Raw genomic sequence first — 14,959 nt, 5'->3', positions numbered from 1 at the left:
GTCCAGCTGCCGGGGTTCGGCGCGAAGCATGGCAACCCATGCTCAGCGCGGCCTGAAACGCAAAGGGGACGGGCTTATTCCCGTGGAACGTATCCTTGGAAAATAACCCCGTCCCCCTTGAAAGCGGCGACATCATGGATAGTCATGACGCGCTGCTTTGAAGAATCCGGTTGGCGAGCCTTACTCCGGCACTGACCCTAAACGACTATGGCTGCTTCGTTCCCGACCTGACCAGGTTCACCGCCGAACCATGCGGAGGGGCCCGCCAGCCGAGATTCTAGCAGAGCTGCGCTTCGCTTGCTTGCTAGCCTCTCGGCTGGCGGGCCCCGGGGGGCTGAATGTGCGCCCCCTCCCCAGCCCTCCCCCCGAGGGGGAGGGGGTTGGGACGTCGCTTCGCTGGTCCTTTCGGCTCGCTTCGCTTTGCCTCTCTACACCCTCTCTACTCCTTTTGTCTCTGCGCTATTCCTTCAGGTCGATCCAGGCGCGTGCTCTTGGGAAGTAGAGAGCGGCGCGGGCGGTGCGGCCATCCAGGGCGGTGACTTGGGCGCAGTAGCGCAGCAACTGGTCGCCGTGGCGTTGGCGCATGCGAGCAGCGAAGGCGGTGGGGGTTTCGCCGGGGTGCGGGCGGCCGGTTTTGTAGTCGACGATGAGCCAGCCGTCTTCGGTGCTGAGGGCCAGGTCGATGACGGACACCTTGCCGGCGGCGTCGATCAGGGGCCATTCGCGGCGGGCGCCGGATTGGGACAAAAGCCACAGGCCACGTTCGTCGGCCAGGGTGGCTTGCAGGGTTTCGAGCACGGCCTCGGAGGCGGCGTCGGCCTGGCTGGCGGGGATGCCGGCGCGCGTGAGTTGACGGCGCATGGCGGGCAGGCGTTCGGCCAGCGCGTCGGCGGACCAGGCCTGAACGCCGTCCTGGCCGATGCGCGCCAGCCAGGCATGCGACAAGGTGCCGATGGCGGCGTCGTAGCCGGCCTCCAGTTGCCAGGCGGGATGTTCGCCGCCATCGCCCCAGGCGCCGCGCGCTGCGGCGCCAAAGCCGGGGCTGACCGCCACGTCCGCCACGCGCGCCAATTGCGCCAGGCCCGCGCGGTCCACGCGCCGCAAGGGTTCGCCCTGCCACTCGGGGCCGTCGGCTTCCTGCACCACTGTTTCGCCATCCAGCGACGGCGGCGTCGGTATGGCCAGGCAGGGCCACAGGCGGCCCAGCAGGCTGGCGGAGGACGGCGTCTTGACCTGGCCGCTGGCTTCGTCCACCGACACGTGGCCCACGAGGTGCAGGCGCTTGCGCGCCCGCGTCGCTGCCACATACAGCAGGCGATCGATTTCGTAGGATGCGCGGCGCGCCTCGCGCGCGCCCAGGTAGCGCGACAGGGGGTCGGCCTCGGTTTCGGCGCGCGGCTTTACCGGACCGAACAGCACGCGGCCGCCGCTCTGCTCAAAGCGCACGAGCGGCGCCTGATCGCCGCGCGGCGCGCGGTGCAGGCCGTACAGGATGACGGATTCGAACTGCAGTCCCTTGGACTTGTGCATGGTCATGATTTCGACCGCGCCCGTGTCTTCGTCCGCCGCGTCCGGCGCGGCGAACAAGCGCGCGATGCCGGCGTCCAGGGCCGCGACGTCGATGGCGCCGTGCGGCGCCAGGCGCTCGACCAGCTGGAACAGGCTTTCCGCATCGTTGGCGACAGACAGGCCGGCGTACAACGCCGGGCCGCCCAGGCGGCGCCACAGCGACTCCACCCACGCCGCGAAAGGCATGGCGCCCGAGGCGTTGCGCTTGTCGAGCAGGATGCCCGCCACCTGACGCAGGCGCTCGAACTCGTCGGCGCCGAGCACGCTTTGCGCCGATGGCGTGTCCGGCGCTGCGGGCGCCGCGTCGAACAATGACCCCTGAGGCGCGCTGGTGGCGGATGAAGGTACGGTCTGCGGCGCGATGCGCAGGGCGCGCTCCAGCAGCACCGGCACCGGCGTGATGTGGTCGTCGCCGAATAAGCGCTGCAGGGATGTCAGCGTCAAGCCGCAGTACGGTGCGCGCAGCACCGACAGCCAGGCCAGACGGTCGCCTGCATGCGACAAGGCCCGCACCAGTTGCACCAGGTCTGCCACCACCGGCCGCAGCGCCAGCGGCACCAGGTCCACCGCGCGGCAGCGTATGCCTTCCTGCGCCAGGCGGCGGGTCAGGTTGCCCAGATGGCTGCGTGCCCGCACCAGCACGGCGACGGGATGCTTGGCCCCCTTGTGGTCGATCAGCGCCTGGCGTACCAGGTCCACCGCAATGTCTTCAGCCTGCGCTTCCGCGGGGGCCGCGCCCTCGCGCGACCAGGCCGGGTGAAAGCGCACAGCGGGTTCCGGCAGCGCTTCATGGAAAGCGGTGGACGGGCTGTAGGCGATGGCTCCCGCCGCCGCATCGCTGCGCCGGGGCAGCAACTGCGCAAACGACTGGTTGACCCATTCGACGATGCCCGCCTGCGAGCGGAAGTTGTCGGTAAGGTTGAGGAAATGCGGCTGCAGTTCGCCTACGCCGATGTCGGCGACTTCCAGGAACAGGCCCACTTCCGCCTTGCGGAAACGGTAGATGGACTGCATCGGGTCGCCCACCAGGAACAGACTGCGGCCGTCGCCCTGCTGCCAGCCCGAGGTCAGCGTGCGCAGCAGGTCCAGCTGGGTCTGGCTGGTGTCCTGGAATTCGTCGATGAGCAGATGGCGGATCGAGGCGTCCAGCTTCAGCAGCAGTTCGCCCGGATCGTCGGCGCTGCCCAGCGCGGCCGCGGCGCGCTGCGAGATTTCGATGAAATCCACCTCGCCCGTGTCGGCGAAGCGCAGCCGCAACTGCGCCACCGCCAGCGCCAGCGTCATCAGCTGCGCGCCCAGCACCTCCCATTGCGCATCGGTGAAATGTGGCGCGGGCACGTCGCGCACCGCATGCAGGCGGCGCACCCAGACTGCGTCCGGGTCGGCGGCTTCCAGCCACGCCACGAACGGGTCCTTGTGCGCGCACTTGGCAGGAAAGCCCAGGTTCTTGTTGACGGTCTTGCGCAAGGTGCCGGTGCCCGTCAGCAGCAGATGCGCCACGGCTTGCCAGAGCTCCAGCGCTTCGGCGTCAGGCGGCGGCTCTTCTGTCCAGTCCAGCAAGGCCAGCAGCTTGTTTTCGGCCTCTCCATCCTGCAGATTGGCGGCAGCCAGCCGCGCCGGGCCGCATAGCGCTTCGGCCCAGCCATAGGGCATGGCCTCGCTGAGCGCGTCCAGGTCTTCGCCGATGGCCTCGGCCAGCATGGCTTCCATGCCCTCGCGGTCGGAGCCGTGGCGCAGCAGTGGCAGCCACTGGTCACGTTGACCCAGCATGTCGGCGATGGCCTCCTTGGCGGCCTGCACGTCCACGTCCAGATGCTTGAGGAGGATGCGCACGGCCTCGTAGTCGTCGGCAAGGTCCAGGGTGGCGCGCGCCGCCGCCTCGTAGTGGGTGCGCGCATCATCCGTGATCTCGGGCATGCCGCCCAGCTCCGACAACCAAGGCATGCTGCGCACCAGGCCCGCGCAGAAGGAGTCGATGGTGCGGATGGCCAGGCGCGCGGGATGGTCCAGCAGATGCCAGCCCTGCTCGTCGTTGCGCGCCAATGCGGCGCGCGCGAGTTCCCAGCTGCGGCGCTCGTGCATGGCTTCGGGCGGCGCATCCAGTCCGCGGCGCAGCTTGCTCAGCACGCGCGCGTGCATCTCCGACGCGGCCTTGCGCGTGAAGGTGATGGCGACGATTTCTTCCGGACGGTTCACAGTGGCCAGCAGCGCCAGGATGCGATCCGTCAGCAGCTCGGTCTTGCCCGAGCCGGCGGGCGCCTGCACCAGAAACGAACGGGTCGGATCCAGCGCGTCGGCGCGCGCCATATGGTCATGCGGCAAGCGTTCTTGTTCAGCCATGGCTCATGCGTCCTCGTCGTCCAGATGCAAACGCAGGAACGGCAATGCATCGCAGTATTTCAGGTCGTCGCGGCGATACGCGACGTTGGCCGCGTAGCCCGCGGCGTACTCGTCGGCCAGCGCTTCGATGGCACTGCGCCAGCGCTGCCGGATCTCCGGCCAGGACAGCCCGTCGAAGTACTTGCTGTCGCTGGCCAGCGTAACGCCGGGCACGCCCAGGTCCTCGTCGGCCAGGCCTTGTGCGGCGACCTGCCGCGCATGGATCTGCGCCAGCACCAGGCCCGCCACTTCGCCGCCCGCGGCGTCCGCCAGCACCGAGGCATAGAACGGCAACTGCACGTTCACGGGGCGACTGCGCGACCAGTCGGGTTCGGGCTTGGCCGCCGCCACGCCGGTCTTGTAATCGACGATGACATTGCGGCCATCGCCGAGGGTATCGATGCGGTCCAGCCGCAGCTTCAGGTTGAGCGCGCCGCGCTGCCATTGATGGTTCTTTTCCACCTGCGCCACCGCGAAGGGCAGGCGCTGCGCTTCCATATCCAGCCAGGACGCCAGCACGGCCTGGGCGCGCTGGCATTCCAGCGTGCGCAAGGCGGGCGCGTAGTCTTTCAGTTCCTCGTCCGCGGCTTGCGCCACCGCCTGCTCCAGCAAGGCAGGCAGGCGGCCCGTGGCCATGACTTCGTGTAGCGCGTCCTGGTCGGGCATCATGCCCCACACCAGTTCCAGCGCCTTGTGCAAAAACTGGCCGCGCACGTTGACCGTGGCCGCATCCGCATAGGGCGCCATTTCGCGGCCGCCCAGGCGATGCCGCACGAAGGCCCACAGCGGATTGCGCGCCTGCGTGTCCAGCACGTCCAGGCCGCCGCCGCCACGATTGCCGGCCGCCAGAGCGGGTCCTTGCGCGTCGTCCAGCGATTCCTGCGGCAAGGCCGGCAACGCTTGCGCCGCCGCGGGCGTCCAGTCCGTCAGCGCTGCCGCCGCGATCAGCGGCGACGGACGCAGCTCGCGTTCGCCGTCCATGTGCGCGTGGCTGACGATGATCTCGGGCGCGCAGCGACACAATGCCGCATACATGCCTTCGGCCCATTCGCGTTCGCGCTCGGGCGTGGCGCGCGGCGCCTTGGCCTGGCGCAACACTGCCAGCGGCAACAGCGGATTGGGCTTGGGCGAGGCCGGCAACACGTCATCGGTCAGGCCCAACACCCAGACGCCGTCCCAATAGCCGCCCTCGGCTTCCAGCAAACCCAGCACGTCCAGGCGCGCCTGCGGATCGCGTTGCGGCTGGAACGAGGCGGAACGCGCCACGCTTTCCAGCAGGTTCACGGCGGCCACGCCGCCCAGGCGCCCGGCGGCCGGCGCCAGCGCCGAAAAACTGCCCAGCGCATCGCCCAAGGCGCCCATCACCTGATAGCCGACGCTGTCCAGCACGCCTTCGCCGGGAAAGCCCAGCGCCATCAGCGCGGCCTTCATGCGCAACATCCACACGTCGCAAGTGGCCTGGCGGCCGCCCTGCGTCCAGATTTCCATGGCCTGATTCCAGGCCTGCGCCAACGCTGGCAAGTCCGCCAGCAGCTTGCGCCAATCCTGCGGGCCGACATGCAGTTGCGCCTGGCGTCGCCAGCGCGCGTCGATCGAGGCCAGCCGCGCGCGGTCGCGCACGTCGCCCGCGCAATGCCCGCCCAACAGGGCCGCGCCCAGCACCTCCACGCCACAGCCCTTGCCCGGCGCGCATTCGGCCAGGGCGCGCAACCAAGCGAGCGCGGCGCGCGCCATCGGCCATTCGTTCAACGGCCGCCCCACCGCCACGTTGAAGGCGTACGCGGCTTCGCCGCCACGCCCGGCCAGGGCCTGGCTGAGCACCCGCCGCGCGAACGGCGATTCCGCCTCCAGCTGGGGCGAGACGATGGCGTAGCGGCCATGGGGATGCATTTTCAAGCGCTCGGCCGCCCAGGCCGCGGCAGCGCGCCATTCCGCGCCTTGATCGGCGGCCTCGAACCTGCGCGCCGGCGTTTCAATGCGCTGCGCGTCGCGCCACTGCGCAACGGCCGCGCCCTGCTCTTCAAACGCCTGCAGCAGCCGGCGAAAGCGCGGCGACATGTCCGTGAATCCGGCCAGCACCAGTTGGCGCGGCACGGGCAGGCGTCCGTCCTCCAGCGCCCGCAGTACGCGCGCATAGCCCTGGTTGGCATCCTCGGCATCGATGCCGGCCAGCGCCTGGCGGTAGCGAACCCGCCATTTCGCGAAGCCGCGGTACTCGTCGGTATCCGCGCCCGAAGGCACGTGCAGTTGCCATTCGTCCATCAGCAGGTCTGCATCCATCGACAAGCGCGCGGCCTGGCTCGCATCCAACAGCACGCGCTCGGCTTCTTCAGCGCGGATCGCCTCGGTCCACACCAGTTGCGTGGCGAAACTGTCCAGCCGATAGGCAGGCACATCGCCATCCGTCTCGAACGCGAGTTCATTGGCGGCATCGGCCAGCCAGGCGGACAGCGGCAATATGCGCGGCAACTCGCTGACCTGGCGCTCCTGGCGCAGCAGGCCCGCCAGCTCCAGCGTAAGCCGGCGCGACAGGCGGTTGTTCACCGTCAGCACCAGCGTGTCGGCGGCAGGCATGCCGCCGATGTCCGGCAGCGATAGATCGGGATAGGAGGGCGATGAGTCCTGCATGGGCATCCGTAGCGCCCGCCCGCAGGCGGCGCGCGATGAGGGGAGAAATACCGCCGTAGGATACCGCGAGGCCGAGCGGAAAAAGCGCCTAGAAGCCGCAGAGCGCGGCCAGGTTTTCCCAGTGGATCTGCATTTCCGGCGTGGTGTAGCCCCAGAAAGCCAGGCCCAGGACGGCAACCAGGGCCAGCGCGCCAATCGCGCGCCAGCCGCGATGGCGGCGGGCGGCGGGCGCGGAACGATTGGCAGGGTTCATGAACGTCTCAGGCCGCGGCCGGCTGGGCAACCGGCTGTTCGCGCACCGGCAGGCACAACAGCGCCGCGATGACGGCCAGGGCCACGCCCAGCCACCAGACGGCGTCGTAATTGCCGGTCTTGGCATAGGCATATCCGCCCAGCCACACGCCGATGAAACTGCCCAGCTGGTGCCCCAGGAAGACGATGCCCGACAGCGTGGCCGCATAGCGCAGGCCGTAGATCTGGCCGATCAGGCCTTGCGTGAGCGGCACGGTCCCCAGCCAGAACAAACCCATCCACGCGGCGAAGGCGTACAGCACCCATGGCGACAACGGCATCCAGAGCAACAGCAGAATGCCGAAGGCGCGCATGCCGTACACCACGGCGAGGAGCCGTTTCTTGCTGTACTTGCCGCCCAGCTTGCCGGCATAGAACGAGCCCAGCACGTTGAACAGGCCGATCAGCGCAATGGCGGTCGCGCCCTGCCCCGCGCTCAGGCCGCCGTCCGTGACATAGGCGGGCAAGTGCAGCGTGATGAAGGCGGTGTGGAAGCCGCAGACGAAGTAGCTCCAGAACAGGAAATGGAACGAGGGGTGGCGTACCGCCTGCTTGACCGCCGAGGCCAGCGATTGCTGCGGCCCGGTGTGGGCCTGCGGACGTCCGCGCAGGAAATACGCCAGGGGGGCGCCGCAAGCGACGAACAGCGACAGCACCCACAATGCGCCCGTCCAGTCCAGGCCGCTGATCAGCACCTGTCCCGTGGGCACCACGGCAAACTGACCGAGCGAGCCGCCAGCGCTGGCGATGCCCATCGCCGTGCTGCGGTAGGCGGGCGGAACCGCGCGGGCCACCACGGGCAGGATCACCGGAAAGGTCGTGCCGGCCTGGCCCAATCCGACCAGCACGCCGGCCGTCAGATAGAGCGTGGCTTCATCCGTGGCGAAGCGCGTGCCTATCATGCCCAGCATGTACAGCAGCGCGCCCAGCGCGATGGTGCGGCCCGAACCGTAGCGGTCGGCCATGATGCCCATGAAGATACAGGCCACGCCCCACACCAGGTTCTGCAAAGCGAAGGCCATGGAGAACACTTCGCGTCCCCAGCCTTGCGCCAGCCCCATCGGCTGCATGAAGAGCCCGAAGGTGGCGCGCACCCCCATCGCGAGCAGCACCACCAGCGTACCCACGATCAGGGTACGGATGAAATTCGTATCGGTTTGGTTAGACATGAAACCCGTTTTTCGTTGTTTTGTTCGTCGCCCCCTCCACGGGACGGTCCGGCGCGCAGCGCGGGACCCGGTCATCATATACAAATAGCCTCCGCGCTCCGGCAATAGCCACGTTGGGCGTCGGGTCCAGCGAGCCGGGTTGCAGGGCAACGGATTTGGGGCTTGCGCCGCCTGCTGATAGACTTGCGTCCTGCGCCGAAACCCGTGCCCCCAGTGATAAACTCAGGGCCGACAGAATCGTAGCGATATCAAGGCCTTAGCAAGCAAGCGCGATCACTCGACCGACGCTGCCGCCTGATCAGCAATAGTCTCGCCGTAGTTAAATGGATATAACCGGCCCCTCCTAAGGGTCAATTGGTGGTTCGATTCCACCCGGCGAGGCCATCTCTGGCGTCGGTTCCGACGCCCCCCTTCCCTGCATCCCCCTACGCGCCCGAAGCCCTGCGCTTTTGTGAGCGCGGTTTGCCTGCTCCGGCATGGACAAAAACCTCGCGCGTTCAGCCGGATGAGGGTTAATCCGGGCTACGCTCACGCGCGGCCTGCCGTTAGCTTCTCGCACTTGTCTTGTGACGAATTGAAGCTGCGTCAATACGTCACTATTATTTTTTTGGACGATGATAGCGAATCGCCTTGCGCGCAACTTGAAATTGCTGTTTAAATTCGACGCGTAAGCCTCTAATTCATCTGGACTTTTTCTGGCCCGACGAAACGCCGGCTTAAGAAACATTTACTGACAGACTGACAAGCCAGCTCAAACCATGGCATTTCCCTGGAAACGTGCGATTGCGAACGCGATAGCGCCTGTGGCGCTGGCGGTGTGCGCGCTCCTGCCCCCCGCCGCCCAAGCCGCGAAGAATACGGACCCTTGCAAGACCAACGCCAAGTCGTCGGCCTGCAAGGCGCAACAAGCAAAGAAGGCTCCGGCCCCCAAAGCCAGCTCCGGCAAGAGCGCCTCCGGCAAACAAGCCGCCTCCTCCGCCAAGAAAGCTCCCCCCAAATCCTCATCTGGCAAGAAAGCCGCCGCCCCCAAAGGCGGCAAGCAGGTCGCAGCCAAGGGCACGCCGCCCAAGAAGGGCGCGGCCGCCGGCAAGAACGGCAAGCCAAACAAACCGTCGCGCGCGCAACGGGCCGCCGCTGCCGCCGCAGTCGGTTCGGCCGCCATGCCGCCGCCCGCCTCCTCGGTGCGCGCCGAAGCCGCCGCCCTGCGTTCCAGCACCGCCTATGTGCAGGATCTGGAAACGTCCACGGTCATCTTCGCCAAGAACGAAAACGTAGTGCGCCCCATCGCTTCGATCTCGAAGCTGATGACGGCCGTCGTCGTGGTCGACGCCAACCTGCCCATGGACGAAATGCTGGAGATCACCGACGAAGACGTCGACGGCCTCAAGCACACCACCTCCCGTCTGCGCGTGGGCACCAAGCTGTCGCGCGGCGACATGCTGCACCTGGCTCTGATGTCGTCCGAGAACCGCGCCGCCAACGCGCTGGGCCGCCACTATCCGGGCGGCCTGCCGGCTTTCGTGGCCGCCATGAACGCCAAGGCGCAGGCGCTGGGCATGACCAGCACCCGCTTCATCGAACCCACCGGCCTGTCCAGCGACAACGTCTCGTCGCCGCACGATCTGGCCCGACTGCTGCGCGCTGCCTCCCAGCGCCCGCTGATCCACCGCTACTCCACCGATACCGAGTACGACGTCGAGGTCAACAACCGCACGCAGACCTTCCGCAACACCAACCTGTTGGTGCGCAAGCCCGACTGGGACATCAAGGTGTCCAAGACCGGCTACATCAACGAAGCCGGCGAATGCCTGGTCATGCTGGCCCGCATCAACGGCCGCGATCTGGCCATCGTGCTGCTGGATTCGCAAGGCAAACTCTCCCGCATCGGCGATGCGGTGCGCATCCGCCGCATCGTGCAGAACGAAGTGGCGATGGCGTCGATCCAGTCTGGCGGCTGAACGCCTGCTGCGCTACCGTCACATGAACAAAGGGCCCGAGAATTCGGGCCCTTTGCTTTTTGCCGTGGCGGCGGCGCCAGTGTTGACCGATTAGGCGGCCTTGCGTTTCGGGCGCAGAGGCTGGGCGTCGTACAGCGTGGGCGGCAAGCCTTCCAGCACGGCCTGGGGGTTGAGCGAACGGATCGGCACGGCTGCGTCCAACGGAATGCGGCCCTCCGCCTGCAACAGTTGGTAGCGCAGGCAGCATACGCGCAGGAACGACGTGAAATTGGCGGCCTCGCCGCGATACTCGATCAGTTCGTCGTACAAACGTTCGATCAGCTGCGTCACGCGCATGCCGTCCCGGCCGGCGATTTCTTCCAATACCTGCCAGAACAACTGCTCCAGCCTCAGGCTGGTAGCCACGCCATGCAGCCGCAGCGAACGGGTTTCGGGCGCGTAGGACTGCTCGCTGGCGCGGATGAAGATTTCACACATGGGAGCTCCTGGAACTCGGGACTGGGCGCGAGGCCTGGGCCGGGAGGCCTACGGCTGACTGTACGCCGTTTGCCGCGGCCCGGGCAAGGGCGCGGCGGCCGGCCTCTTTCTGCAACCACACGTTTCCGGCATCGGCGGGCAGCCCGCTCGGTTGATATAAATCATGGTCGGGAAAGCGTCCACGTTCGAGCATAAGGAATCTTGATCAGACTTCGGAGGCAGTGATGGATAAAACCATGAAAGCAGCGGTTGCACGAGCATTCGGCAAGCCCCTGGCAATCGAAGAAGTCGCGGTGCCGCGCCCGGGTCCGGGCGAATTGCTGGTAAAGATTGAAGCCTGCGGGGTCTGCCACACCGACCTGCACGCGGTCGAAGGCGACTGGCCCGTCAAGCCCAACCCGCCCTTCATTCCCGGTCACGAGGGCGTCGGCCATGTGGTCGCGGTGGGCGCGGGCGTGACCCATGTGAAGGAAGGCGACCGCGTCGGCATACCCTGGCTGTATTCCGCCTGCGGGCATTGCGAGCATTGCCTGGGCGGCTGGGAAACGCTGTGCGAAACACAGAAGAACGCCGGTTACTCCGTGAACGGCGGCTTCGCCGAATACGCGCTGGCTGACGCCAACTACGTGGGCCTGCTGCCCAAGAACGTCGGTTTCGTCGAGGTCGCGCCCGTGCTGTGCGCCGGCGTGACCGTCTACAAGGGCCTGAAGATGACGGACACCCGTCCGGGCAACTGGGTGGTGATCTCGGGCATTGGCGGATTGGGCCACATGGCGGTGCAGTACGCCAAGGCCATGGGCCTGAACGTGGCCGCGGTGGACATCGACGACGCCAAGCTGGACTTCGCCCGCCGCCTGGGCGCCGAGGTCACGGTCAACGCCAAGACTACCGACCCGGCCGCCTACCTCAAGCGCGAGATCGGCGGCGCGCACGGCGCGCTGATCACGGCGGTATCGCCCAAGGCCTTCGAGCAGGCGCTGGGCATGGTGCGCCGCGGCGGGACCGTGGCGCTCAACGGCTTGCCGCCGGGCGACTTCCCGCTGTCGATCTTCGACATGGTGCTCAACGGCGTCACCGTGCGCGGCTCCATCGTGGGTTCGCGCCTGGACCTGCAGGAATCGCTGCAGTTCGCCGAAGAGGGGAAGGTGCACGCCACTGTCGCCACCGAAAGCCTGGAGAACATCAACGACGTGTTCGACCGCATGCGGCGCGGCCAGATCGAAGGCCGCATCGTGCTCGATTTCGCCTGATTTCCAAGCCGTAAAGGAAAAGCGCCAGGGCCGCATGTTTGCGGCCCTGGCGCTTTGTGGCGTTGAAGATCAGGGCGTGATCTTCGTGCCCAACACCGCCAGGAATTGCGACATCCAGGCTGGATGCGCGGGCCAGGCCGGCGCCGTCACCAGATTGCCGTCGGTGTAGGCCTGGTCGATGCCGATCTCGGCATAGGTGCCGCCTGCCAGGCGCACTTCCGGTGCGCACGCCGGATAGGCGGAGCAGGTGCGGCCCTTCAGGATGCCGGCCGCGGCCAGCAGTTGCGCGCCGTGGCAGACCGCCGCGATGGGCTTGCCCGCCTTGTCGAAGGCGCGCACGATGTCCAGCACCTTTTCGTTCAGGCGCAGATACTCCGGCGCGCGGCCGCCCGGAATCACCAGGCCGTCGTAGGACGACGGCTCGACGCGATCGAAGTCATAGTTCAGCGCGAAATTGTGGCCGCGCTTTTCGGTGTAGGTCTGTGCGCCTTCGAAGTCATGGATCGCAGTCGCGATGGTGTCGCCCGCCTTCTTGTCCGGGCATACCGCATGCACCGTGTGCCCCACCGTCAGCAGGGTCTGGTACGGCACCATGGTCTCGTAGTCCTCGGCGTAGTCGCCGACCAGCATCAACAGTCGCTTGCTCATGTTTGTCTCCTAGGGATGGCGGAAAGCCGGTTCAGCACCCGTGGCCGGGCTCCGGTTCTTGATCTACGCCCCTATTGTGACGCCGCCATCGGCTTGGGTGGTGGTATGGGAATACCACGCCCACGCCAGCCCTATTCCAGCGCGACGGTTACGCCCTTGGCGCCCAGCAGCGTGACCAGTACCTTGGGGTCTATGCCGATCAGATACCCGCGCCGCCCGCCGTTGATGTAGACCACCGGGTAGTCCAGCACTTCGGCCTCGACCCACACCGGCATCTTCTTGCGCGTGCCGAAGGGCGAGGTGCCACCCACCTGATAGCCCGAATGGCGCTGCGCGACCTCGGGTTTGCAGGGCTCGACGCGCTTGAGCCCGGCCTGGCGCGCCAGGTTCTTGGTGGAAACTTCGCGGTCGCCGTGCATGACCACGATGAGGGGTTTGGCGGATTCGTCCTCCATCACCAGGGTCTTCACCACCGCATGCGGATCCAGGCCCAACTGGCGCGCGGCTTCGCCCGCGCCGCCATGGTCGATGTAGTCATAGGTATGTTCCGTGTACGTCACCTTGTTCTGCTTGAGGAACTGGGTGGCGGGCGTTTCGGAAACGTGGCGGGCTTTGCTCATGGTTATGCGTGAAAGAAGAATTTCGAAGCGGCGCGCGCCGGCTAGCCGCGGGGATGGTGGGTCGCGTGCAGCGCCTTCAGGCGTTCGCGCGCGACGTGCGTGTAGATCTGCGTGGTGGAAATGTCGGCATGCCCCAGCAGCATCTGCACCACGCGCAGGTCGGCGCCGTGGTTCAGCAGGTGCGTGGCGAAGGCGTGCCGCAGCACGTGGGGTGACAGCGGCGCGCGCACGTCCGCCAGCAAGGCGTACTTCTTCACCAGTTGCCAGAACGCCTGGCGCGACATCGCTTCGGCCCGGCCGGTGATGAAGAGCGCATCGCTCACGCGCCCGGCCGCCAGCTCTGGCCGCGCGGACTTCAGGTAGCGGTCGATCCAATGCGCGGCCTCGGCGCCCAACGGCACCAGTCGGTCCTTGCCGCCCTTGCCCAGCACCACCCGCACCACGCCTTCGTTCAGGCTCACGTCCAGCGTGCGCATGCCCACCAGCTCGGACACGCGCAAGCCCGTGGCATACAGCGTTTCCAGCATCGCGCGGTCGCGCAGGCCACGGGCCTGCTCCAGGTCGGGCGCGCGCAGCAAGGCATCCACCTGCTGCTCGGACAGCGTCTTGGGCATGCGCGGCGGCTGCTTGGCCGCGATCAGCGTCAGGCAGGGATCGCGTTCGGCGCGGTGCTCGCGCAAGGCCCAGGCGTAGAAGCGGCGCAGCGCGGCCAGCCTGCGGTTGGCGGTGGTGGCGCGGGTTTCCTCGTGGCGGAAGGCGAACCAGGCTTCGATGTCAGCCTTGCCGGCATCGCGCAAGGGCTTGGCGGGTCCAGCAGGCAGCGCGTGGGCCTGTGCCGCATCGCCATGGCGGTCGGCCATTTCGCGCGCATAGGCTTCGGGGTCTTCCAGCCAGCGGGCAAAGCCCGTCAGGTCGCGCCGGTAGGCAGCCAGGGTGTTGGCCGACAGGCCGTCTTCCAGCCAGACGGCGTCGATGAAGGCGTCGATATCGGCCTGGGATTCAAGCGGGGGGCGGGTCGCGGGCATGCCAGGATTCTACGGCTCAGCGTCCGCCCACGCCCGCGGCGGCGGACTTCAGCCAGCTCTCGAAGAGCTTGAGCGCCTCGGAGCGTTCGCTGCGCTGCGGATAGCCGAAGTAGTAGCCCTGGCTGACCGACAGCGATTGCGGCACGGGCATTGCCAATGTGCCCTGGTCCAGCGCGGGCTGGGCCAGGAAGCGCGGCATCAGCCCGACGCCCAGGCCGGCCTGCACCGCCGCCATCACCATGGTGAAGAGTTCGTAGCGCGGGCCGCCGGCGGCGTGCGGACCATAAAGATGGCTATTGGCCGCGTACCACTGGCGCCAGGCGTCGGGCCGTGACGCCAGGTGCAAATGGGTCATGCCGGACAAGGCGCTGGCGCCCGGCTCCGGCGTGCGCGCCGCCAGCTCCGGCGCGCACACGGGCACCAGTTCGCGCTCGGGGAACAGCAGCACGCCCTGGGTGCCTGGCCACAATCCGTCCCCGTGATACAGCGCTCCGTCGAAGGGCTGGTCCTTGAACTGGAATGGCAACGTGCGCACGGACAGGCTGACCGTGATGTCGCCATGCTCGCGCTGGAAATCCGCCAGGCGCGGGATCAGCCAGGTCGTCGCCAGGGTGGGCACCACGGCGATATGGATGCTGCGGCCCATGCCGGTGCGGCTGACCAGGCCGAAGGTGTCTTTTTCGATCTGGTCCAGATGGTGGCGAATGCGGCCGGCGTACTCGGCCCCATGGTCGGTCAGCACGATGCGCCGGCGTACCCGGGTGAACAGCTGCACGCCCAGGCGCGCCTCCAGGCTGGCCACCTGGCGATAGACGGCGCTGTGCGTCAGGGACAGTTCCTCGGCCGCGCGGGAAAAGCTGCCCAGACGGGCTGACGCTTCAAACGCCTGCAGGGCGCTCAGGTTGGGAATGCCGTTTCTCATATCGAGGGAACCGCCAGGTGCCG

Annotated in this window: 11 protein-coding genes, 1 tRNA gene and 1 other RNA gene; 3 read left to right on the top strand and 10 right to left on the bottom strand. The window is 67.4% G+C overall.

Features of this window, described 5'->3' with window-relative positions:
• Positions 1 to 169: 169 nt before the first annotated feature.
• The 5 genes from ffs to IB268_RS07795 all read right to left on the bottom strand — a co-directional run bounded on the left by ffs (position 170) and on the right by IB268_RS07795 (position 8,036).
• Positions 170 to 267, bottom strand: an RNA gene (ffs, locus tag IB268_RS07815) — signal recognition particle sRNA small type.
• Between the two features lie 192 nt (positions 268 to 459).
• A complete protein-coding gene (locus tag IB268_RS07810) occupies positions 460 to 3,909 on the bottom strand; it encodes an exodeoxyribonuclease V subunit beta (protein ID WP_192354046.1) in 3,450 nt (1,149 codons plus the stop codon).
• Positions 3,910 to 3,912: 3 nt separating this feature from the next.
• Positions 3,913 to 6,576: a PD-(D/E)XK nuclease family protein gene (locus IB268_RS07805; protein WP_119450668.1), complete on the bottom strand. Its 2,664-nt coding sequence runs from the start codon at positions 6,574 to 6,576 to the stop codon at positions 3,913 to 3,915.
• An 88-nt stretch (positions 6,577 to 6,664) separates the two neighbouring features.
• A complete protein-coding gene (locus tag IB268_RS07800; protein ID WP_166738338.1) occupies positions 6,665 to 6,829 on the bottom strand; it encodes a hypothetical protein in 165 nt (54 codons plus the stop codon).
• A 7-nt stretch (positions 6,830 to 6,836) separates the two neighbouring features.
• The gene (locus IB268_RS07795) at positions 6,837 to 8,036 is read right to left on the bottom strand and encodes an MFS transporter (protein WP_119450599.1); all 1,200 of its coding nucleotides are present in this window, start codon (positions 8,034 to 8,036) and stop codon (positions 6,837 to 6,839) included.
• Between the two features lie 309 nt (positions 8,037 to 8,345).
• Between IB268_RS07795 and IB268_RS07790 the strand changes: the two genes are divergently transcribed.
• Both IB268_RS07790 and pbpG read left to right on the top strand, forming a co-directional pair.
• A tRNA-Arg gene (locus IB268_RS07790) sits at positions 8,346 to 8,420 on the top strand.
• 374 nt (positions 8,421 to 8,794) lie between these two features.
• Positions 8,795 to 9,994, top strand: coding sequence for a D-alanyl-D-alanine endopeptidase (gene pbpG, locus IB268_RS07785; RefSeq protein WP_225588909.1), 1,200 nt, complete (start codon positions 8,795 to 8,797; stop codon positions 9,992 to 9,994).
• A gap of 90 nt (positions 9,995 to 10,084) precedes the next feature.
• On the opposite strand, the gene IB268_RS07780 is transcribed toward pbpG, so the two are convergent.
• Positions 10,085 to 10,471, bottom strand: a complete 387-nt coding sequence (locus IB268_RS07780; RefSeq protein WP_054451398.1) for a ribbon-helix-helix domain-containing protein — start codon at positions 10,469 to 10,471, stop codon at positions 10,085 to 10,087.
• A 224-nt stretch (positions 10,472 to 10,695) separates the two neighbouring features.
• Between IB268_RS07780 and adhP the strand changes: the two genes are divergently transcribed.
• Complete coding sequence (adhP, locus tag IB268_RS07775; protein WP_054451403.1) at positions 10,696 to 11,721, top strand: alcohol dehydrogenase AdhP; 1,026 nt, start codon at positions 10,696 to 10,698, stop codon at positions 11,719 to 11,721.
• A gap of 69 nt (positions 11,722 to 11,790) precedes the next feature.
• Here the strand turns inward: adhP and IB268_RS07770 are convergent, their stop codons facing one another.
• The 4 genes from IB268_RS07770 to IB268_RS07755 all read right to left on the bottom strand — a co-directional run bounded on the left by IB268_RS07770 (position 11,791) and on the right by IB268_RS07755 (position 14,936).
• Positions 11,791 to 12,369, bottom strand: coding sequence for a DJ-1/PfpI family protein (locus IB268_RS07770; RefSeq protein ID WP_054451405.1), 579 nt, complete (start codon positions 12,367 to 12,369; stop codon positions 11,791 to 11,793).
• A gap of 131 nt (positions 12,370 to 12,500) precedes the next feature.
• Positions 12,501 to 12,989: a Cys-tRNA(Pro) deacylase gene (ybaK, locus tag IB268_RS07765; protein WP_054451406.1), complete on the bottom strand. Its 489-nt coding sequence runs from the start codon at positions 12,987 to 12,989 to the stop codon at positions 12,501 to 12,503.
• A gap of 41 nt (positions 12,990 to 13,030) precedes the next feature.
• The gene (gene xerD, locus IB268_RS07760; RefSeq protein WP_119450596.1) at positions 13,031 to 14,014 is read right to left on the bottom strand and encodes a site-specific tyrosine recombinase XerD; all 984 of its coding nucleotides are present in this window, start codon (positions 14,012 to 14,014) and stop codon (positions 13,031 to 13,033) included.
• Between the two features lie 16 nt (positions 14,015 to 14,030).
• Positions 14,031 to 14,936 carry a LysR substrate-binding domain-containing protein gene (locus tag IB268_RS07755; protein ID WP_054452202.1) on the bottom strand — a complete coding sequence of 302 codons (906 nt, stop codon included), beginning with the start codon at positions 14,934 to 14,936 and terminating at the stop codon, positions 14,031 to 14,033.
• Positions 14,937 to 14,959: the final 23 nt, after the last annotated feature.

This window comes from Achromobacter sp. ACM01 (assembly GCF_014851745.1).
Taxonomy (GTDB): Bacteria; Pseudomonadota; Gammaproteobacteria; order Burkholderiales; family Burkholderiaceae_B; genus Achromobacter; species Achromobacter aegrifaciens.
This window is presented reverse-complemented; position numbering and strand designations above follow the sequence as displayed.